Source organism: Alistipes montrealensis (assembly GCF_018362775.1).
GTDB lineage: Bacteria > Bacteroidota > Bacteroidia > Bacteroidales > Rikenellaceae > Alistipes > Alistipes montrealensis.
In genome coordinates this window covers 596522-617176 of the sequence record NZ_JAGYXY010000002.1, presented here as the reverse complement: position 1 = coordinate 617176, position 20655 = coordinate 596522, and the positions used below count along the sequence as shown (strand labels likewise).

Here is a 20655-nt window from a genome sequence, read left to right as displayed (position 1 = left end):
GGCCTTTTATGTACGGTTTTCCGGGCGTTATTTATCGTCGGAGGACAGTCCGCCGTCTTTGTTCACAGAGAGGGACTTGCGCTGCTTACAGGGTTGAAATCCCCCCCCCCCCTCACGGTTCTCTCCACCGGGGTCGAGACCGATAGGATGTGCGAAAACGAAGCGGGCGCCGGCCGTATAGTTGGGGTCCACCCAGATGCGGCCCCCGACGATCATGGCGATCTGGCGGCAGATGGCAAGGCCCAGTCCCGTACCCTTCTTCTTGTTGCCGTCGAGTTTCTCGAAGCGGTTGAAAACCATCTCCTGTTTGTCGAGCGGGATACCCGGCCCGGTGTCGGCCACCGAGAAGAGCACCTCGTTACGCTCCTTGTCGATCTCCACACCCAACGTGATACTGCCTACGGAAGTAAACTTACCGGCATTGGTGAGCAGGTTAATAAGGATTTGCGACAGGCGGTGGGCATCGGTGGTCAGCATGAACGATTCGACAGGGCATTCCAGGCGGCCTTCGACCCCCTCCTGACGCGTATGGGCCGTAGTCATCATCACGTGCTGGCAAATCTGCACGATATCTTCCGAAGCGTAGTTGAACTTGATCTTGCCGCATTCGAGCGACGAAATATCGAGAATATCGTTCAGCAGCGTGAGCAGCATCTCGGAGTTGTTCACCACGATGGCGCAGTACTCGGCACGCTCCTCCTGCGAGAGTTCCTCGCTCTGCATCAGCGACGAGAAGCCCACGATGGCATTAAGCGGCGTACGGATTTCATGGCTCATGTTGGCCAGGAACGCCGATTTGAGCATATCCGATTCCTCGGCCTTCTCGCGGGCGATGACCAACTGTCCCTCGCGCTCCTCGAGCGTGAGCTTCAGCCGCCGCATACGCAGCAACAGCCACGTCACGAAGAACAGCAGAAGCCCCAGCAGGGCGATACCCAGCACCAGCAATTCGATGTAGTGGGAGTATTTCGACAACTTGGCCGCCATCGTATCTTCGATGACACTGCCTTTGGGCAGGGCGTATTCGGCGATCTTCCACTCTTTGAGTTTGCGCGAATCGAACAGATAGAGGTTCTTGCTCGTATGGAAATGGGTCTTGTCGAGTTTGCCCGTATCGTAATAATCCTTGATCTGTGCCGCGATGATCTCCGCACCGTTTTCATATTGGGGTACGTAACCGCCGATCGCCACGTCGCCGATACCCGTACGGGTCACCGAAAAGACCGGGATGCGGGGATTGCCCTGCACCAGGTCGTTCAGCGACCGCTGCATGAAATACTCGCCGTCGCTGCCCACGCGCCATGTACCGAGCATCACGGCCGAACGGGGCGGCAGCGACGCATAAGTCTGGAATGCAGCTTCCTCGCCGTCGCGGCTGTCCACCAGCACGAGGTTGAGGTCGGGGTAATCCTTCCACTCCTCGCGCACAAGGGCCTGCAACGAAATGCCGCCGTAGGTATTGTCCGTCACGACAGCGATATTTTCCACCTGGGGATAGAACGTACGAATCAGGTCGATATTACGCCGGATGTCGTACCGGTTGAGCATGCCGCCCACCATGTTCAGGCTGTCGCTCATCCCCTGGTAATCGACCATGCGGGGTTTCCACGTCTGCAACGAATCGGGAGGCGCAGGCAGCATGACGCCATTTTCGCTGGCGAAGCAACTGAAACACATCACCCCCTCGGGGATACGGCCCAACGACACGAAGGAGGCCCACGCCTCCTGCCCCAGCAGCACGACGGCCCGCAACTGGCGGTTCTCGTAACGCGTGATCAGGTTGTCGATCTGGGACATCCACTGCGGCGCATCGGCAATGCCCTTGCATTCGAGCGTCTCGACGTAAATGTCGCACGGAACGCCCGACGCAACGACGCGCTGTTCGAAATCGGTGATGAAACTCGACATGCGGCGCGTGTCGGGGTTATACGACGAAATGATCAGAATACTCTCGCGCCCCTGGGTTTCATGCGCCTGCACGAATGCGGGCAGCAACTGGATGCAGCAGCAAAGCAGCAGCAGCCAGCCTGGTTTTATCGCGTAGTTTTTTCTCATAGGTTTCTATTTCCCTCCAACATTTGGGCGACCCTGTTGCGAAGTTCGTCCACACGGAGGGGTTTTGCAAGACATTCGTTGAAACCGGCCTCGAACATGCGCCGGCGGTCGGTTTCAAAAGCATAGGCCGTAAGCGCAATGACCGGAACGTCGACAGACAATTCCCGGATCAGGCGGAGCGCCTCGTAACCGTCCATGACGGGCATGTTGATGTCCATCAGCACGAGGTCTGCACCCTGTGCCTTGAAAAGTTCGACGGCTTCCGCCCCGTTTACCGCATGAACGAGGTCATAGTCCCGCCGAAGCAACACCTCGACGAGTTTATAGTTACTCGGATTATCCTCTGCGACAAGGATCCGGCGCCGCGAAGGGACGCCGCTGTGTTCACACTCCATAGACCGTGCAAATTTTAGGGTTTCCGGAGTAGAACCGGGGACCGCATCAGTTACAAAGTTAACAATTTTTTGAATACCTATTACTATTTACTCCGGAAAAAGGATTTCAGAAGGCAAAAAACAGCCAAAATCGGCCGTTTTTGATAGGCTATTTGCCCCGAATAGTATACATTTCATTTTTTTTACCGATATTTGCATGCAAGATTCAGATTTATATCATTATCTTTACGTTCAAATATACGCTAAACACCCGGCAAGGCCGGAAAATCAGGATAAATCAACAGTAACATGAACAAAAAAAAGGTGCTGATCGTCGACGACAAAGAACAGATCGCAAAAATCCTTTACGTATACCTCCAGGCGGACTACGACTGCTATTACAAACAAAATCCCGTTGAAGCCATCGGGTGGATAAACCAGGGCAACATGCCCGACCTGATCATTTCGGACATCCGCATGCCCGAGATGCGGGGCGACGAATTCCTCGCCTACCTCAAGCACAACGAGCTTTTCCGGCAGATCCCGGTCGTCATGCTTTCGAGCGAGGACAGCACCTCGGAACGCATCCGGCTGCTGGAAGAGGGTGCGGAGGACTACATCGTCAAGCCCTTCAACCCGATGGAACTGAAAATACGCATCAAAAAGATTCTCGATTGAAATACCCCGTTATTTACATAAAAGGCCGGGGCGACCATACGACCCGATTCGCCGGACTCACCGGCGGGCAGATGCGCGTTGTCAGCGACATCGCTTCGGCGATGACTGCGCTCACGGCCTTGCATGCCGAACACGCCTACGTCCTCTACGAGCAGCACGACGCCGGAACCGATTACAGCAACATCCGTTTCCTGCGGTCGCGGTTCCCCGAAACGGGTATTATTCTGATCACTTCGGCCCAACTCCGCGACGAGGAACGCCGCAGTTACCTGCGCGCCGGAGTCAACAGCGCCGTAGCGGGCGACGTTTCCGACGAAGATTTCCAGCACACGCTGCGGTTCATGACCGATTACACCTTCTCGCACAAGCCCGTCGTACACCAAAACGACGAGGTGCGGGTTTTCCGGATGCCGCTTTGGAAACGTGCCTTCGACATCGCGGCTTCGCTCGGGGCGATCATCGTGCTCTCGCCGCTGCTGCTCGTCGTAGCCATCGCCGTCAAGCTCGACAGCCCGGGACCGGTCGTCTACCGGTCGAAGCGCGTGGGCAGCAACTACCGCGTTTTCGACTTCCTGAAGTTCCGCTCGATGCGCTCCGACGCCGATCAGCGTCTCAAGGAACTGAGCGACCTGAACCAGTATGCCTCGGACGAAGAAAACGCCGAAGCATCGAAAATTTCGCTCGACGAGGAAGAGATGAAGAAGCTGCTCGCCGACATGGAAAGCGGCATGCTTTTCGCCGACGATTTCGCGATTCCGGAAGAGGAACACCAGCAGATCGTGGACACCGAGCAGGAAAACGCCTTCGTGAAGATTGAGAACGATCCCCGCATCACCCGGCTGGGCCGTTTCCTGCGCAAATACAGCATCGACGAGCTGCCGCAGTTGTTCAACATCCTGCGGGGCGACATGTCGGTCGTGGGCAACCGCCCCCTGCCGCTTTACGAGGCCGAACGCCTCACCAGCGACGAATACATCGAACGTTTCATGTGCCCCTCGGGCCTTACGGGCCTGTGGCAGGTCGAGAAACGCGGCGGAGCCGGCAAACTCTCGCCCGAGCAGCGCAAGCAGCTCGACATCGAATACGCCCGGAAAATGTCACCCTGGTTCGACCTGAAGATAATACTGCGTACATTCACGGCGTTCATCCAGAAAGAAAATGTTTAAACCATGAAAAAGTTCCTGCTTTTACCCGTCCTGATGTATCTCCCGGCCCTGCTCCGGGCGCAGGCTCCGGACGTGCAGCATACCGGCGACAGCACGACGGCCGCACCGGCAGTCTACTCGGAATACACCGACCTGGCACGGATGTCGGCCGAATCGTATATGAACCTTCATCTGCCGCCCCTCTACGTGCTGCTGGAAAACGCCCGCGAACGTTCGCCGCAGGTCAACCAGTTCGCCTCGACCAAGGAACAGGAGGAGCGTGAGATCAAGACTCTGCGCCGCTCGTGGCTCAAGAACATCAAGCTCAACGCCCAGTACAGCTACGGATCGACGGATGTCAACAGCCAGATATACCAGGACATAAACCTCCCGATTATTCAGAACGTAACGGGAACAACCCAGGCCTGGTGGACCGTCGGAGCCGGCATTTCGCTGCCGCTCGAAGAGATTTTCAACCGCCGCAACCGCATCAAGCAGCAGCGCAAGCGGCTCGAAAGCATCGAGTACGAGATGAACAGTTGGTACGACGAAATCTGCCTGAAGATTATCGAATGCTACACCTCGGCTGTCGAAAACCTCTCGCTGCTGGAGACTTCGGCCCGTTCGATGGTGGCCGCCAAGGCGCAGTCCCTTGCCGCCGAGGCCGATTTCGTGAACGGCAAGATCGACGCACAGACGCTCAGCCGCCAGAAGAGCATCGAAAGTTCGACCGTCCGCGAATACGAACAGACCCGTTCGCTGCTCAACAAGGCGCTGTTGCAACTGGAAGTACTCTCGAAGACTCCGATCATCAGCCAACCCGCCCCGACAAAATAAAACGCCCCGCACATGACGACATATATCGCATACATTATAAAATTCCTCTATCGGATCAAATGGTGGCTCATCATCTGCCCGGTGGCGGTCGGATTGCTGGTCTACTTCTATATGGGCCGGCAAACGCGTTATTACCGCTCGACATCGACCATCTACACCGGAATCGTGTCGGGTTACGACCTCGAAAACGGCGAAGGATCGCGTCAGGACTGGAACATCATCAACAACGCGATGGACAACCTGATCAACATCATCAAGTCGCAATCGACGCTGCACAACGTTTCGCTGCGCCTCTATGCCCGGAATATGGTCAACGGCGACCCCGAAAAGGATGTAAACGGCTACATCTACGCCCGCAACTACCGGAGCGAAATCGAACACACGCCTCCCGCGGTATTGGCCCTGATCGACCGCAGCAGCGAACAGAAAACCTATCAGAATCTCCTCGATTACGAGGTTCCCGAGCACGGCAACCACGTCTACGGCCTTTTCCACTGGACGCACCGCTATTACAGCTACCAGGCGCTGAGCCAGATCGAGGTTAAGCGCATCGCCAACAGCGACATGCTCGAACTGAGCTACGAAAACGACGACCCCGGAGTCGTCTACAACACGCTGGATATCCTCAACGACGAGTTCGTCAACCAGTATAAGGAACTGCGCTACGGCGAAACCAACAGCGTCATCAAGTTCTTCGAACAGGAGTTGGCCCGCGTGGGCAACGAACTGCGCGAGCAGGAGGATTCGCTGCGCGATTACAGCGTCGAAAACCTGATCATCAACTACGACGAGCAGACCAAACACATCGCCATCCTCTCACGCGACTTCGAGCTGCGTTACGAGGAGACGCGCCTGAACCTCAACAGTTCGGAATCGCTGCGGCAGAAAATCGAGGCACAACTCGAAAACCTGCAAATCTACCACAACAATGCGGCATTCGTCGAACAGCTCCACAAAATCAGCGACCTGCAGGCGCAGATCACTGCCGCGGAGGCCTTTATTCCCGACCCCGCATCGGGGCGGCAGCCGGTGATCCAGCCCATCGACGTGGGACGCCTGCAAGCCCGGATGCAACTGGCGACCGACAGCCTGCGCCAAATCACCGCGGCCATCTCCCAACAGCAATACACCAAGGAGGGCATCTCCACGGAATCGCTGGTCCAGCAGTGGCTCGACGCCGTACTGCTCTCGACCAAATCGCAGGCCGAGATGGAGGTGGTGAACGAGTGGAAAAAATCGCTCGACGACCGTTACGTGCAATATGCTCCGGTAGGCTCGACGCTCAAACGCAAAAACCGCCTGATCAGCTTCACCGAACAGTCGTACCTCTCTATGCTCCAGGCGCTTAACACGGCACGCCTGCGCCAGAAAAACCTGCAAATGACCTCGGCGACGCTCAAAATCATCAACCCGCCGGTACTGCCCATTTCGGCCGAGCCGAACAAGCGCAAAATGATGGTCGCCGCGGCGTTCTTCTGCACGCTGGTCTTCATTCTCGGCATCTTCATCCTGCTCGAACTGCTCGACCGCACGCTGCGCGACAAGATCCGCGCCGAGCGCATCACCGGCGGCAAGGTCATCGGGGCTTTCCCGGGCCGGGGCCGGTTCGGCCAGCGGCGCTACACCCAGCAATACCGGCAGATTTCGTCCCGTTTCATGGGCAATGCCGTGCTCAACTATTTCGATCCGGGCAAACGGCCCAACATCCTGAATATCCTCTCCACGGAGCCGGGCGACGGAAAATCGACCCTCGTCGAATACCTCGCCGACCATTTCCGCGAAACGGGCATGAAGGTGCGCACCGTGTCGTGGAACAAGGATTTCGACGCCCATCAGCGGGATTACCTGCTCGCCGGGCGGCTCGGGGACTTCGTCCACGACGCCGAAGGCGAAATTCCGTTCGCCGAGGCCGACGTGGTGCTCGTGGAATACCCGCCCCTGAACGAAAGCCCCGTATCGAAGGAACTGTTGCAAAGCGCGGAACTCAACATCGTGGTAGCCCCCGCCAACCGCACCTGGAAGGACACCGACCAACTGCTCTTCGAAAAGGGCGAGAAAATGGCCGGGGAGACCCCCACGGTGCTCTTCCTCAACTACGCGAGCCGCGATGTCGTGCAGACCTTCACGGGCCTGCTCCCGCCCTTCGGCCGCCTGCGCAGGCTGGGCTATCAGATCAGCCAGTTCGGATTCACCGCGGTAAAATAATCCGTCCGCACGGAATTCAGCAAACACGTTGCGGATGGAACTTCACGGTAACATAACTGCCTCGCTGAGCATTCCCCGCATAGCCGTGGGACTGCTCATTGCCGGAGGCGTAACCGTTATCGCCTACGCCTTCACCCATTACGGACTGCCGGCGGGGGCCGCCGTGTCGATGCTTCCGATAGGCCTTTGTGCACTGTGGTTCTCGCTCCGCAACCCGGCCGTCTCGATGCTGGGTATGCTGGTGCTCAACTACTTCATCATGTACCTCGGCCGCGAGTTCCTGCACGGCGTTCCGGTCGGACTGATCCTCGACGGCGCGATCTTCTTCAACGTGGCGATGGTGCTCATGCAGGCCCTCGTGCAACGGGTCGAGTGGCGGCGCGCCGCTACGGGAGTGACCCTCGCCTCGGCGATCTGGATGATCTACTGCGTACTCGAACTCTTCAATCCCCAAAGCATCTCGCCCAAGGGATGGACCATGGCCATCCGTTCGCTGGCTTTCTATTTTTTCCTGATCGTAGTGCTCACGCAACTTACGATGGCCCGCTACAAATACCTGAAAGCCATGCTGGTGGTGTGGTCGGTGCTGACGCTCATCGCCGTACTGAAGGCCCTCGTCCAGAAATACGTCGGATTCAACGCGGCCGAAAACTACTGGCTCTTCGTCGAGGGCGGATCCGTCACGCACATCATCTACACCGGCGTGCGTTACTTCTCGGTGTACAGCGACGCGGCGAATTTCGGTGCGGGAATGGGTTTGGCAATGGTCGTCTTTTCGATCTCGGCGCTTTATTACGAAAACCGGTGGATGAAAATTTACCTGCTGGCAGTGGCCGCGGCCGCATGCTACGGCATGCTGATCTCCGGAACGCGCAGCGCTCTGGCCGTTCCCTTTGCCGGCTATGCCGTATTCGTGGTGCTCTCGCGTAATTTCCGGATGGTGATGGCAGGCGTAATCCTGATTATCGGAGCCTTCATCTTCCTCAACTTCACAAGCATCGGACAAGGCAACTCCATCATCCGCCGCGCCCGAAGCGCCTTCAACACCCAGGACGCCTCGTTCCAGGTGCGCCTCGAAAACCAGGACCGGATCCGCGCGCTGATGAAGGACAAACCCTTCGGCGCAGGCCTCGGACACGGCGGCGGCAAGGCCAAGGTTTTCGCCCCGAATGCGCCGCTGTCGCAGATTCCCACCGACTCGTGGTTCGTGATGATCTGGGTCGAAACCGGCATCGTCGGGCTGCTGCTGCACATCGGCATCCTGCTCTACATACTGGGCCGGGGCGCCTTCCTGGTGGCTTTCCGGCTGCGCAACAACCAGTTGCGGGGACTTACGGCGGCACTCATCTCTGGCATCTCGGGCGTCGTGGTGATGTCTTACGGCAACGAGGTGCTGGGGCAGATTCCCACGGGCGCTATTATTTACATGAGCATGGCCTTTATTTTCCTCTCCCCGCGCTTCGACAAGGAGCTGGAGGAGGCCGAGTTGGAGAAGCATGCCGTTCCCGGCAAAAACCTCCTGGCCCTGAACCCCCGCAGCCGGACGGCGCTTCCCTCGACATTGGCAAAAGAGTAACGGCATGAAAGCACGCATATCCATCATATCGGTCAATTACAACGGATTCGCGCTCACGGCGGCGATGATCGACTCGCTGCGCCGGCACGTTACGACTCCGCTCGAAATCGTCGTCGTAGACAACGGTTCGGCGCGCGACGAAGCCGCATTGCTGCGGGAACGCTATCCCGACATCGTCGTCCTGCGCAGCGACGAGAACCTCGGGTTCGCAGGCGGCAACAACCTCGGCATCCGGGCGGCCACGGGCGACTGCCTGCTGCTGCTCAACAACGACACCGAGGTGACGGACGACACGCTGCACCACCTCGCGGAGACACTCGACGCCGACCTGTCGATCGGCGCCGTCTGCCCCAAAATCCGCTTCTGGACGCCTCCGCAGGCCATCCAGTTTGCGGGTTACACGCCCCTGACGCGCATCACCTTGCGCAACGGGCTGATCGGATTCGGACAACCCGACGACGGTTCCTACGACTCTCCGCACGAGACGCCCTACGCCCACGGCGCGGCGATGATGGTACGGCGCGAGGCGGTCGGAAAGGCCGGGCCGATGCCCGAAGAATATTTTCTCTACTACGAAGAACTGGACTGGTCGGAACGCCTCCGTGAAGCAGGTTACCGCATCGTCTACGATCCGCGGGCGACCGTTTTCCACAAGGAGAGCGCCACCACGGGCCAGCAAAGCCCCCTGAGGAGCTACTACCTCACACGCAACCGCCTGTTGTTCGCCCGCCGCAACCGGCGCGGCGCGGCACGGAGGCTTTCGATAATTTACCAATTGGGCGTAGCGCTTCCCAAAAGCGTCGCCGCAGCCCTGCTGCACGGCCGCAGGGACCTCGCAGCAGCCGCCCTGCGCGGCTGCCGGGATTTCCTGCGCCATAAAACCGGAAAAGAATGATCGCGGTAACCATCATCGACTGGCTGTTTGTCCTGGCACTGCTGCTCCCGGTGCTCTACCTCTTCCTCTTTGCGGCCTTCTCGATGCCGCGGAGTAAAGACGTTTATCCCCCGGCTCGCAAACAACGCCGTACAGTGACGCTGATTCCCGCCTACAAGGCCGACGCAGTGATCGTCCGCACGGCGCAGGCGGCGCTCGCGCAGGAATATCCCGCGGAGCTGCACCGCGTGGTGGTGATCGCCGACCAACTGAAACCCGAAACGCTCGGGGAACTGCGCAAACTTCCCCTGACGGTGATCGAAGTCACCTTCGAAAACAGTTCGAAGGCCAAAGCCCTGACGGCCGCCGTGGACCGGCTAGGTCCCGATGCGGCGGAGATCGTCACGATCCTCGACGCCGACAACCTCGTGGACGGGAGTTTCGCCGTACGCATCAACGAGGTCTTCGACGCAGGCATCGTAGCCGTACAGGCCCACCGCACGGCCAAGAACCGCGACAGCGACACGGCGGTGCTGGACGCCGCCAGCGAAGAGATCAACAATTCGATTTTCCGCCGCGGCCACGTGGCGCTGGGCCTTTCGTCGGCGCTGATCGGCTCGGGAATGGCTTTCCGCTACGACTGGTTCCGTGACAATATCCGCAAATGCTGCACCTCGGGCGAAGACAAGGAACTCGAAGTACTGCTTTTGCAGCAGCGCATCTTTATCGAATACCTCGACGACCTCTTCGTACTGGACGAAAAAGTGCAGGCCGAAGGAGCCTACTATAACCAGCGCCGGCGCTGGATTGCGGCCCAGTTCTACGCCCTCGGCTCGGCCCTGAAAAACCTGCCGGCAGCCCTGTTCAGCGCCAATTACGACTATGTGGACAAACTGGTGCAGTGGTGTCTGCCCCCGCGGATGCTGCTCATCGGGCTCGTGCCGATGTGGGCCGTCGCGATGACTATCCTCGACCCGTGGGGGTCGGTCAAATGGTGGGTCGCCGTACTGCTGCTGCTCTTCGCGATGGCGATGGCCCTGCCCGACGACCAGGCCGACGCCAAACTGGGCCACGCCCTGCGCCGAATCCCGGTTCTGGTGCTGCTCACCGTCGCCAACCTCTTTCGTCTCGGCGGAACCAAGGACAAGTTCATCCACACCCAACATACCGGAGCCGCCGACGCCGCCCCGAAAGAAAACGAACCCGCTCCATGAAAATCGCCATCGAGGCACAGCGCATTTTCCGCCCCAACAAACACGGCATGGACTTCGTAGCGCTCGAAACCATCCGCTGCCTGCAACGGCTCGACACCCGGAACGAATACTTCATCCTCGTGGGCGACGGTCCCGACCGCTGTCTGGAGGAGACGCCCAACGTGCATATCCTGACGCTCCGCTGCCCGTCGTATCCCCTGTGGGAACAATGGGCGCTGCCGCGGGCCGTGGCACGCATCAGGCCCGACCTGCTGCACTGCACGAGCAACACCGCCCCGGTGTGGGGATCGACGCCCCTCGTGGTGACGCTCCACGACATCATCTTCCTCGAAAAACAGGCCGCCCGCAACACGTCGCTCTACCAGTCGCTCGGGCGGCAGTACCGCCGCCTGGTCGTTCCGCGTATCCTGCCCAAATGCCGGAAAATCATCACCGTATCTCAATTCGAATGCGACCGCATCCGCACGGCCCTCGGTCTCGACCCCGAGCGGATTACCGCCATCCACAACGGCTACAACACGCGCTTCCGGCCGATGGACGACGCGGCCGAAGTTACGAAAAAATACCTCCCGGACCCGGAATACCTCTTTTTTCTCGGCAACACCGATCCCAAGAAGAATACCCCGGGGACACTGCGCGCCTATGCCGAATACGTGCGCCGCTCGGCCAGTCCGCTGCCGCTGCTGGTCGCCGACCTCACGGTGCAGGCCGCGGAATCGATCCTCCAGCAGATCGGGGAACCGGAGCTGATAAAGATGCTCCGCATACCGGGATACATTCCCAACAGCGACCTCCCGGCCATTTACAACGGTGCAGCGGCGTTCCTCTACACCTCCCTGCGCGAGAGCTTCGGCATCCCGCAACTCGAAGCGATGGCCTGCGGAACCCCCGTGGTCACGTCGAACACCTCGGCGATCCCCGAGATCGCAGGAGAAGGGGCCATCCTCGTCGACCCGACAGCACCGTCGGAAATCGCCGACGCCCTCGTGCGGCTCGAAACCGACGCCGCATTCCGCGCCGAAAAAATCGCCTACGGACTCGAACGGGTAAAGCTTTTCTCCTGGGAGCAGACCGCACGAAAACTGTTGGCGCTTTACGAACAACTCATCCCGTAAATTCCGTATCTTTGTAAAAATACGCCTGAATAATGATCGAAACTATCAAACAAAATCCCCGGCTCAGACGCCTCGCGCTGTGGTTTTTGTCCTCGCCCAAGCGGCCTCGGCCGCGGTGGTGGCTCCGGTTGCTGCGTCCCCTGCTGCACCCGGCGGGGCGGGGTTCCAGAATAGCGCGGTATGCCCGCGCCGACATCTTCCCGTGGCATCGCTTCCTCCTCGAACGGGATGCCCAGATCGAAGATTTCGCCGTGGTCAACAACGGCGCCGGCGACGTGCGGATCGGCGAAGGCTCGCGCGTGGGCCTGGGCTCGGTGGTGGTCGGGCCGGTCGACATCGGCCGCTACGTCTTCCTGGGCCAGCACGTCTCGGTGCAGGGCCTCATACACGGTTACGAGGATGTCACGACAGACCCCAACCTCCAGCCGCTGATGCTCCGCCCCGTGAAGGTGGGCGACTACACCCACCTGGGGACCAATTCGACCATCGTGGCCGGTGTCACGATCGGCGAGCGCTGCCAGATCGGTGCGGGATCGGTCGTCACCAAAGACATCCCGTCCTACTGCGTGGCCGTAGGCAATCCGGCCAAAGTCGTCAAACGCTACGACCACGAAAAGAAAGAATGGGTCCGGGTTTAATGCAGGCCATGAAAATACTGATCGTCTACAAAGCCTCGGGTCTGAGCGACAACCCGTTCGTGCGCCTGCTCGCAGAGGGCATCCGCACCTGCGGATTCGAGGTCGTCTGCTCGGCCGAAGAGTTCTGGAACAACGCCGCGGCCTACGACGTGGTACACCTCCAATGGCCCGAAGAGCTCTTCGGGTGGAGCTACCCCACAGCCGAACAGGTCGCTGCGCTGCGCGAACGGTTCCGGATGCTGCACGAGCGCGGCATCCCGGTCGTTTATACCCGCCATAACACCCGCCCCCACAAGGGCGATGCGCAGTTGGCCGAGGCCTACCGGCTGACCGAGGAGAATGCCGACGCCGTAGTCCACCTGGGCGATTACAGCCGCCGGGAGTTCCTCGCAGCCTATCCCGCTTCACGGCAGCTCCAGATCGTAATCCCGCACCACATCTACGAAGGGCTTTATGCCGATATCGGGCGAAACGATGCCCGGCGGCGACTGGGGGTTCCGGCCGATGCGTTCGTGATGCTGGCCTTCGGGGCATTCCGCCACGACCGGGAGCGCCGCCTCACATGGCAGGCGTTCCGCGGACTGCACAAACCCGGAAAGTTCCTGCTGGCGCCCCGCCTGTGGCCCTACGTCCTCAACGGGTCGCACCACCGGGGACTGAAACGCCTCGCCGTGAAGACCCTTTACCTCGCGGCGCACGCCATCGAAAAGGTGCTGCACTGCCGCATCACGTCGTCCGAAGGACTGATTTCCGATACCGACCTGCCGGCCTATTTCGCGGCTGCCGACGTGATTTTCATCCAGCGCACCGACATCCTCAACTCAGGCAACGTGCCGCAGGCTTTCGCTTTCGGGCGCATGGTCGCAGGACCGAACTCCGGCAACATCGGCGAAATCCTGGCCGAAACCGGAAATCCGGTCTTCGACCCGGCCGATCCCGCCTCGGTGAACCACGCGCTGGCCGAAGCGGCCCGCCTCGCGGCCGCAGGGCACGGCGACGAGAACCGCAAATATGCCCTCGAACACCTCCGCCTGCCGCAGATCGCCGCAGCCTACGGACGACTTTACCAACAACTCCATGACACAGAACGACGATAAGCAACCCCATTCCGTAGGCCGCGAACTCGCCTCGGGCGTCTTCTACACCTCGGTCGCCAAGTACGCGGGCGTCGTGGTGACGATTCTCGTGACAGCCGTCCTCTCGCGCCTGTTCTCCCCCGAGGAGTTCGGCGTGGTGAACATCGCCACGGTGATCATCGCCTTCTTCGCCATCTTCAGCGACCTCGGTATCGGACCCGCCGTCATCCAGCACCGGAACCTCTCGCAGCACGACCTGAGCGGCATTTTCTCGCTCACGCTGTGGTCCGCGGCCGTGATCGCCCTGCTCTTCTTCGCCGCCTCGGGGCTGATCGCCTCCCTTTACGAGGGTTCCGTGGAACTGCGCGACATCTGCCGCATCCTCGCGGTGAACCTGTTCTTCGCCACGGCCAACATCGTTCCCAACTCGCTGGTGATGCGCGACAAGCGCTTCCGCTTCGCCGCCGTGCGCTCGCTGGCAGTGCAGATCGTCGGCGGTGCGGCGGGCATCATCGCGGCTTACGCCGGGGCGGGCATCGTCGCCCTGACGATCAATCCCGTCTTTTCGAGCCTGATGCTCTTCGCGATCAACTACCGCGAATATCCGCTCCGCATCCGCCTGCGGCCTTCGTACGATGCGATCCGCAAGGTCTTTTCGTTCTCGGCCTACCAGTTCTCGTTCCAACTGCTGAACTTCTTCAGCCGCAACCTCGACAAACTGCTCATGGGCCGCTACATGAGCCTCTCGGACCTGGGCTATTACGACAAGTCGTACCGCCTGATGATGATGCCCCTGCAAAACATCGCCTTCGTCATCTCGCCCGTCATGCACCCGGTTTTCGCCCACATGCAGGACGACCTGAAAAAACTGGGCGCGTCGTATATGAAAGTCATCCGCCTGCTGGCCTTCATCGGACTGCCCCTCTCGGCGGTGCTGTGGTTCACGGCCGAGGAGCTCGTGCTGATCATCTTCGGCGACCAGTGGATGCCGTCGGTCCCGGCGTTCCGGATCCTGGCCCTTTCGGTCGGCATCCAGATCGTCATGTCGACTTCGGGTTCGATCTTCCAGGCCGCCAACGCCACGCGGATGCTCTTCATCTGCGGCCTGTTCTCGGCGACGCTCAACGTCGCAGCCATCTGCACCGGCATCTTCGCCTTCGGGACGCTCGAAGCCGTGGCATGGGCCATCTGCATCTCGTTTGCCGTCAACTTCGTACAGTGCTACCACGCCATGTTCTGCCTGACGCTCCGCATGAAATGGGGTCCCTTCTGGCGAAGTTTCCTCTCGCCGCTGCTGCTGACGGCCATTCTGTCGCTCACGCTGACCGCCCTGACGTGGTCGCTGCCGGCCCAAACGCCCCTTCTGGCGGCACTGGCCGCGAAAAGTGCCGCGGCGCTGGCCGTCTGGCTCGCCTACATCCAGTTGGGCGGAGTGTATAACCTGAAAGAGCTTGCAGCACGCCTGCGGCCCGGAAAATAAAACCGCCATGAAAGGACTGTTCATCGTATTCCACGGATTCTCGGCCCACAGCGGCATCAGCAAGAAAATCTTCGCCCAGTGCGAAGCCCTGCGCCTGGGCGGCATCGACATCGCGCTCTGCCACATGGAGATCGGCCCCGACGGCACGCAGCGCCGCCTGGCCGGCGACGCCGTAATCCGCTCCTTCGGCAACGGGTTCCGCGCCAAGGTCCTCAAACGCATCTCCTACTCCGACATCACCGACTACATCCGCCGCGAAAAGGTGGAGTTCCTCTACATCCGCCACGACCTCAATGCCAATCCGCTGCTGGTGGGCTGGCTGCGCCGCGTGCGCAGGCTCGGGGTACACATCGCCCTCGAAATCCCCACCTATCCCTACGATGCGGAATTCCGCGAAAGCGGCTGGAAAGAGAAGGTCCAGTTGCAGATCGACCGTTTGTTCCGCCACAGCCTGGCCCGGCAGGTCGACCGCATCGTCACCTTCTCCGACGACGACGAGATTTTCGGGCAGAAGACCATCCGCATCTCCAACGGTATCGATTTCAGAACGATCCCGCTCAAAACCGAACTGCACGACATCGCGCAGGAGGTCCGGCTGCTGGCTGTGGCCAACATCCATCCGTGGCACGGGTTCGACCGCGTGATCGAAGGGCTGAAGAACTATTATGCCGGACCGCACGACCGGGTGGTAAAGCTCCGGATCGTGGGCGACGGCATGCCGGACCTGATCGACGGCTACGCCCGGAGCATCGCGGCATACGGGCTGGAGGAGTATGTCGAAATCACGGGGCCCCGCTCGGGCGCGGCGCTCGACGCCGAATTTGCCTGGTGCGACATGGGCGTGGCCAGCCTCGCCCGTCACCGCAACGGCATCGAAAGCCTCAAAAGCCTCAAAAACCGCGAATACGCCGCACGGGGCATCCCGTTCGTCTACTCCGAGCGGGACAGCGACTTTGACGGCATGCCCTACGTCGTGAAAGCCCCGGCCGATGACACGCCGCTCGACATCCCGGGCCTGCTCGGCTGGCTCGACACGGCGGACCGCACCCCGGCGCACATCCGCACGACGATCGAGGGCACGCTCTCGTGGGAGCGGCAGATGCAACAGGTAATAACCGAAATGAAATCCCCGACACTATGATACCCAAGCAAATCCATCTCTGCTGGCTAAGCGGAGACCCCTATCCTGCAAAGATCGAAAAGTGCCTCGCAAGCTGGAAAAAATTCCTGCCCGACTACGAAGTCATCCTCTGGGACACGAAACGTTTCGACCTGGAATCCGTACCCTGGGTAAAACAGGCTTTCGAGGCGAAAAAATACGCCTTCGCCGCCGACTACATCCGTTTTTACGCCCTCTACAACTACGGGGGCATCTACCTCGACTCGGATGTCGAGGTGCTCCGGAGCTTCGACCCGCTGCTGGAACTTCCCTACTTTGCAGGAGCCGAGACCTCCGGGACGATCGAAGCCGCCGTATTGGGCGCCGAAAAGGGCTGCGACTGGATCAAACAGTGCCTCGATTATTACCAAGGCCGCAACTTCATCCGCCAGGACGGGTCCTGCGACATCCGGATGCTGCCGGAGATCATGCAGGAGCGGATTCCTCAACTGAAACCTATCGTGAAGGTGGACGGGGGACTCGAAGCCCTGAAACGGAAAGACCTCTCCGAAGCGGTCTGCATCCTGCCGCCGGATTACTTCTCGCCCAAAGTTTTCGATTCGCGCAAAGTAATGCTGACGCCCGACACCTACGCCATTCACCACTACCAGAACTCCTGGTTCTCGCCCAAGGCCTATGCGTATTACCGGACCCGGACCTTTTTTGTCAACCTCTTCGGATACAAATTCGTCCGGGGAGTCGAACGGCTGATCCGCCGCAAATAAACCGACCGATGCCATGACCGCTATTGCAATTATTTTCTGGACCTGCGCCGCACTCGTCGTCTATACCTACGTCGGATACGGCGTCCTGCTCGCCGGGCTGGTGAAGCTCCGCGAAGCCCTGTGTCCCGCGGCGAAGCATCCCGCCCCGGCCGAAGCGCCCGAAGTAACACTGCTGATCGCCGCCTACAACGAACAGGAGATCGTGGCGGAAAAGATGGCCAACTGCCGGACGCTGGCCTACCCCGAAGGACGGCTTCACATCGCCTGGGTGACGGACGGTTCGACCGACCGTACGCCCAGCCTGCTGGCGGAATATCCCGGCGTCACGGTGCTCCACGACGCCCGCCGCGGCGGCAAGACCGCAGCCCTGAACCGTGCGCTGGAGTATATCCACACCCCGATCGTCATCTTCACCGACGCCAACACCATGCTCAATTCCGAAGCCGTGACGGAGATCGTGCGCTGCTTCAACGACCCAAAAGTGGGGTGCGTCGCAGGCGAAAAACGCGTGGCGGCCGCGGCAGCCTCTGGCGCCGCGGCAACCGAAGGAGCCTACTGGAAATACGAATCGAAACTCAAAGACTGGGATTACCGCCTCTACTCGGCCGTAGGAGCTGCGGGCGAGCTGTTCGCCGTACGGCGCAGCCTGTGGCGGACGATGCCCGAAGACACCCTGCTCGACGACTTCGTCTGCTCGATGCTGATCGCCGCCGACGGCTACAAAATAGCCTATTGCAAAGAGGCTTACGCCCTTGAAACCCCGTCCGCAGACATGGGCGAGGAGGGCAAACGCAAACGCCGCATCGCGGCGGGCGGGTTGCAGTCGGTATGGCGTTTACGCAAGTTATTAAATCCCTTCCGCTACGGCGTGCTGTGGTTTCAGTACGTTTCGCACCGCGTGCTGCGCTGGACCATCACTCCGGTAGCGCTCGCGGCGCTCATCCCCCTCAACATCGCGTTGCTGTGGTCGGGGCATCCGACGCTTTACGCCGTGCTGCTCGCTCTGCAGGCGGCCTTCTACCTCACGGCTTTCGCCGGATGGCTGCGCGAACGCCGGGGACACCGCGGAGGCATGCTTTCGGTTCCCTATTATTTCCTCTTCATGAACCTCAACGTCTTCCGCGGGGCAGGGTATCTGGCGACCCACAGGGGCCGGGGCGCATGGGAAAAAGCGCGCCGTGCATGATTTTTTGCACAAGCGCGATTTTTTTACTAAATTTGTTCGTCATAAACTGCTGACTGCCATGAAAAACATTGCTATCAAACCCGAGGATTACACCATTCTCGCCGTTGACGATATCGCCACGAACATCATGCTGCTCAAAGCCGTGCTGAGCCGGGCGAAATACAAAATCGTCACGGCATCGGGCGGTTACGAGGCCCTGGAAAAGGTAGCGGCAGTGAACCCCGACCTGATCCTGCTGGACATCATGATGCCCGACCTGGACGGTTACGAGGTTTTGAAGCAACTGAAGGCAAATCCCGCGCACGAGGACATTCCCGTCATTTTCCTCACGGCGCTGCATAATCCCGAAGACATCGTGAAGGGTTTCAAGTACGGAGCCAGCGACTACGTCTCCAAACCCTTCAACCACGAAGAGCTGATCACCCGCGTGGCGCACCACATCTACCTGGCTGCGGCGCAGCGGACCATCCTCCAGCAGCGCGACGAACTGCAGGCCACCGTCGAAGCGCGCGACAAGATGTACTCGGTGATCGCCCACGACCTCCGCTCGCCGATCGGCACGCTCAAGATGGTGTTCAACATGCTTTCGATCAGCATCACGCCCGATCAGGTCAGCGAAGAGAGTTTCGAAATGATTTCGATGGGCAACAACATCACCGAGAGCACGTTCATGCTGCTGGACAACCTGCTCAAATGGACCAAAAGCCAGATCGGCCGCATGAATACGGTCTTCCAGGAGGTCGACATTTCCGAAGTGGTGCTTTTCGCCAGCAAGATGTCCGACCTGGTGGCGCAGGTCAAGAACGTCGAGGTGGAATACGAAATTCCGGGACCAATCACGGTCCACTGCGACGTGGATATGGTCAAGACGATCATGCGCAACCTGATGTCGAACGCCATCAAGTACAGCCAGGAAGGAGGCCGCATCGTGATCTCCGTGAGCGACTCGCCCACGCATGCCGTCATCTCGGTCCGCGATTTCGGCATCGGCATCAAGGAAGAGGATATTCCCAAACTGCTGAACCCCGAAATCCACCATACCACCTACGGAACCAAGAACGAGGAGGGATCGGGGCTGGGCCTGCAACTGGTGCAGGACCTCACGCGCCGCAACGGAGGCGAACTGACCGTCGAATCGAAGGAGGGCGAGGGTTCGACCTTCACCTTCACCATCGCCAAGGAACAGCCCGCACCGGCGACTGCAAACGACGCTACCGCTTGAGCCTGAGATCGGCGATGACGGCCTTGTGGTCGCTCAGATCGTCGGCAGGCATGTAGTAACCGACTCCCGTGAAATTATCGTCGTAGAAGACGTAGTCGATGCGCAGCACGCCGCCCAGGTAGCGAAACGTGCCGCCGAATCCGTTGCCGACGGCCCGGAAGCCGTCCGTCATACCGCCTTTGATCTGACGGTAAGTATAGGACGACGGAGTATCGTTGAAGTCTCCGGCAAGGATAGCCGGATAACGCGTAGAGTCGATCACAGCGCGGATTTCACGCACCTGCTGCGCCCGGATACGACTGTTGCGCTCCAGTTCGCCGATCACCCGTTCGACCGGGGCGTCGCTGTTGTAATCCTTGCGGAAACGGTGACGAAGGCCCGAAATACCCGAAGTCTGAAGATGCACCGACAGTACGCGCACCGTATCGTCACCCACCTTCAGGTCCGCCTCCAGGTAGTCGTTGCCCGAATCGGGGAACTGAACGTAGCGGTGGTCGAGGATCGGGAAACGGCTCAGGATAGCCTGGCCGTTCTGAGCGACATGGTAAGGCATCCGCGAAGCGAAAAACCGGGCGATGCTGTCGGCCGGGAATTTAGAGTCCTGGAGAAACTCCTGCAGGCAGAGCACGTCGACCTCTTCGCGTTTCATCACGGTTGCGATACCGTAAGCCGTGACCGACGTGGGACCGAGGCGGCGGAACCCGAAGGCGTTGAGCGTCGCCACACGGATGTCGTGCGGGCCTTTGCTGCCGAAATCGGGCAGTTGGACCATCGCCGAAATGTAACCCAGGTTGAGCGCCAGCGCCGCAACGGGCATCAGCGCAACACCCCATTTGCGACGGAAAAGCCACCAGACGAGCGCTGCAAGGTTCAGCAGCAGGATGACAGGCATCAGCAGCGCGATCGAAGCCCAGAAATTCCCGGCTTCGGGCGAGATGAACGACGAACGCCAGCTCACGACGGCTGCCGCCAGCAACAGTGCGGTAAAGGCAACGGCCAGACTTTTCAACAGATAGGATACAGCTTTTCGGCCCATAAGGTATATTATTTCGACCTAATTTGTTTATTTCGTTTGCAAAGATATATAATTTTAAAT

General features: G+C 59.7%; 18 protein-coding genes. 15 read left to right on the top strand and 3 right to left on the bottom strand.

All coding sequences use genetic code 11. From position 1 onward, the window contains the following. Positions 1–27: 27 nt before the first annotated feature. Positions 28–2055 carry a sensor histidine kinase gene (locus KG007_RS05665; protein ID WP_213347653.1) on the bottom strand — a complete coding sequence of 676 codons (2028 nt, stop codon included), beginning with the start codon at positions 2053–2055 and terminating at the stop codon, positions 28–30. Then, a complete protein-coding gene (locus KG007_RS05660; RefSeq protein WP_213347652.1) occupies positions 2052–2450 on the bottom strand; it encodes a response regulator in 399 nt (132 codons plus the stop codon). Before KG007_RS05660 ends, KG007_RS05665 begins: the two co-directional genes overlap by 4 nt. Before the next feature lie 288 nt (positions 2451–2738). On the opposite strand from KG007_RS05660, the gene KG007_RS05655 reads away from it, so the two are divergent. Genes KG007_RS05655 through KG007_RS05585 form a run of 15 tightly spaced genes read left to right on the top strand, consistent with a single transcriptional unit; the run spans position 2739 to position 19559 of the window. Then, a complete protein-coding gene (locus KG007_RS05655; protein WP_195458924.1) occupies positions 2739–3107 on the top strand; it encodes a response regulator in 369 nt (122 codons plus the stop codon). Next, the gene (locus KG007_RS05650; RefSeq protein WP_213347651.1) at positions 3104–4273 is read left to right on the top strand and encodes a sugar transferase; all 1170 of its coding nucleotides are present in this window, start codon (positions 3104–3106) and stop codon (positions 4271–4273) included. Before KG007_RS05655 ends, KG007_RS05650 begins: the two co-directional genes overlap by 4 nt. Positions 4274–4276: 3 nt before the next feature. After that, positions 4277–5089, top strand: a complete 813-nt coding sequence (locus tag KG007_RS05645; protein ID WP_195458928.1) for a TolC family protein — start codon at positions 4277–4279, stop codon at positions 5087–5089. A gap of 12 nt (positions 5090–5101) precedes the next feature. Further along, the gene (locus tag KG007_RS05640) at positions 5102–7294 is read left to right on the top strand and encodes a GumC family protein (RefSeq protein WP_213347650.1); all 2193 of its coding nucleotides are present in this window, start codon (positions 5102–5104) and stop codon (positions 7292–7294) included. A gap of 34 nt (positions 7295–7328) precedes the next feature. Beyond that, entirely contained in the window at positions 7329–8870 is a 1542-nt protein-coding gene (locus KG007_RS05635) for an O-antigen ligase family protein (RefSeq protein WP_213347649.1), read from the top strand. 4 nt (positions 8871–8874) lie between these two features. Then, positions 8875–9765, top strand: coding sequence for a glycosyltransferase family 2 protein (locus tag KG007_RS05630; RefSeq protein ID WP_213347648.1), 891 nt, complete (start codon positions 8875–8877; stop codon positions 9763–9765). Continuing rightward, a complete protein-coding gene (locus KG007_RS05625) occupies positions 9762–10958 on the top strand; it encodes a glycosyltransferase (protein ID WP_213347647.1) in 1197 nt (398 codons plus the stop codon). Before KG007_RS05630 ends, KG007_RS05625 begins: the two co-directional genes overlap by 4 nt. Continuing rightward, positions 10955–12073, top strand: a complete 1119-nt coding sequence (locus tag KG007_RS05620; RefSeq protein ID WP_213347646.1) for a glycosyltransferase family 4 protein — start codon at positions 10955–10957, stop codon at positions 12071–12073. The genes KG007_RS05625 and KG007_RS05620 overlap by 4 nt, the downstream gene beginning before the upstream one ends. 32 nt (positions 12074–12105) lie before the next feature. Next, the gene (locus tag KG007_RS05615) at positions 12106–12711 is read left to right on the top strand and encodes an acyltransferase (protein ID WP_195458939.1); all 606 of its coding nucleotides are present in this window, start codon (positions 12106–12108) and stop codon (positions 12709–12711) included. Positions 12712–12719: 8 nt separating this feature from the next. Beyond that, positions 12720–13808: a glycosyltransferase family protein gene (locus KG007_RS05610; RefSeq protein ID WP_213347645.1), complete on the top strand. Its 1089-nt coding sequence runs from the start codon at positions 12720–12722 to the stop codon at positions 13806–13808. Then, positions 13789–15267, top strand: coding sequence for a lipopolysaccharide biosynthesis protein (locus tag KG007_RS05605; RefSeq protein WP_213347644.1), 1479 nt, complete (start codon positions 13789–13791; stop codon positions 15265–15267). The genes KG007_RS05610 and KG007_RS05605 overlap by 20 nt, the downstream gene beginning before the upstream one ends. A gap of 7 nt (positions 15268–15274) precedes the next feature. Beyond that, positions 15275–16408, top strand: coding sequence for a glycosyltransferase family 4 protein (locus KG007_RS05600; protein WP_213347643.1), 1134 nt, complete (start codon positions 15275–15277; stop codon positions 16406–16408). Continuing rightward, positions 16405–17151, top strand: coding sequence for a glycosyltransferase family 32 protein (locus KG007_RS05595; RefSeq protein WP_195458947.1), 747 nt, complete (start codon positions 16405–16407; stop codon positions 17149–17151). The genes KG007_RS05600 and KG007_RS05595 overlap by 4 nt, the downstream gene beginning before the upstream one ends. Positions 17152–17164: 13 nt before the next feature. Then, positions 17165–18337, top strand: a complete 1173-nt coding sequence (locus tag KG007_RS05590; protein ID WP_213347642.1) for a glycosyltransferase family 2 protein — start codon at positions 17165–17167, stop codon at positions 18335–18337. 58 nt (positions 18338–18395) lie between these two features. Continuing rightward, positions 18396–19559, top strand: a complete 1164-nt coding sequence (locus tag KG007_RS05585; protein ID WP_213347641.1) for a hybrid sensor histidine kinase/response regulator — start codon at positions 18396–18398, stop codon at positions 19557–19559. On the opposite strand, the gene KG007_RS05580 is transcribed toward KG007_RS05585, so the two are convergent. Continuing rightward, entirely contained in the window at positions 19549–20595 is a 1047-nt protein-coding gene (locus KG007_RS05580; protein WP_213347640.1) for an endonuclease/exonuclease/phosphatase family protein, read from the bottom strand. The genes KG007_RS05585 and KG007_RS05580 overlap by 11 nt on opposite strands. Positions 20596–20655: the final 60 nt, after the last annotated feature.

Coding starts and splice junctions, on each gene's coding strand:
- KG007_RS05665 (WP_213347653.1), bottom strand. CDS start 2,055: ATGAGAAAAAACTACGCGATAAAACCAGGCTGGCTGCTGCTGCTTTGC.
- KG007_RS05660 (WP_213347652.1), bottom strand. CDS start 2,450: ATGGAGTGTGAACACAGCGGCGTCCCTTCGCGGCGCCGGATCCTTGTC.
- KG007_RS05655 (WP_195458924.1), top strand. CDS start 2,739: ATGAACAAAAAAAAGGTGCTGATCGTCGACGACAAAGAACAGATCGCA.
- KG007_RS05645 (WP_195458928.1), top strand. CDS start 4,277: ATGAAAAAGTTCCTGCTTTTACCCGTCCTGATGTATCTCCCGGCCCTG.
- KG007_RS05640 (WP_213347650.1), top strand. CDS start 5,102: ATGACGACATATATCGCATACATTATAAAATTCCTCTATCGGATCAAA.
- KG007_RS05635 (WP_213347649.1), top strand. CDS start 7,329: ATGGAACTTCACGGTAACATAACTGCCTCGCTGAGCATTCCCCGCATA.
- KG007_RS05630 (WP_213347648.1), top strand. CDS start 8,875: ATGAAAGCACGCATATCCATCATATCGGTCAATTACAACGGATTCGCG.
- KG007_RS05625 (WP_213347647.1), top strand. CDS start 9,762: ATGATCGCGGTAACCATCATCGACTGGCTGTTTGTCCTGGCACTGCTG.
- KG007_RS05620 (WP_213347646.1), top strand. CDS start 10,955: ATGAAAATCGCCATCGAGGCACAGCGCATTTTCCGCCCCAACAAACAC.
- KG007_RS05615 (WP_195458939.1), top strand. CDS start 12,106: ATGATCGAAACTATCAAACAAAATCCCCGGCTCAGACGCCTCGCGCTG.
- KG007_RS05610 (WP_213347645.1), top strand. CDS start 12,720: ATGAAAATACTGATCGTCTACAAAGCCTCGGGTCTGAGCGACAACCCG.
- KG007_RS05605 (WP_213347644.1), top strand. CDS start 13,789: ATGACACAGAACGACGATAAGCAACCCCATTCCGTAGGCCGCGAACTC.
- KG007_RS05600 (WP_213347643.1), top strand. CDS start 15,275: ATGAAAGGACTGTTCATCGTATTCCACGGATTCTCGGCCCACAGCGGC.
- KG007_RS05595 (WP_195458947.1), top strand. CDS start 16,405: ATGATACCCAAGCAAATCCATCTCTGCTGGCTAAGCGGAGACCCCTAT.
- KG007_RS05590 (WP_213347642.1), top strand. CDS start 17,165: ATGACCGCTATTGCAATTATTTTCTGGACCTGCGCCGCACTCGTCGTC.
- KG007_RS05585 (WP_213347641.1), top strand. CDS start 18,396: ATGAAAAACATTGCTATCAAACCCGAGGATTACACCATTCTCGCCGTT.
- KG007_RS05580 (WP_213347640.1), bottom strand. CDS start 20,595: ATGGGCCGAAAAGCTGTATCCTATCTGTTGAAAAGTCTGGCCGTTGCC.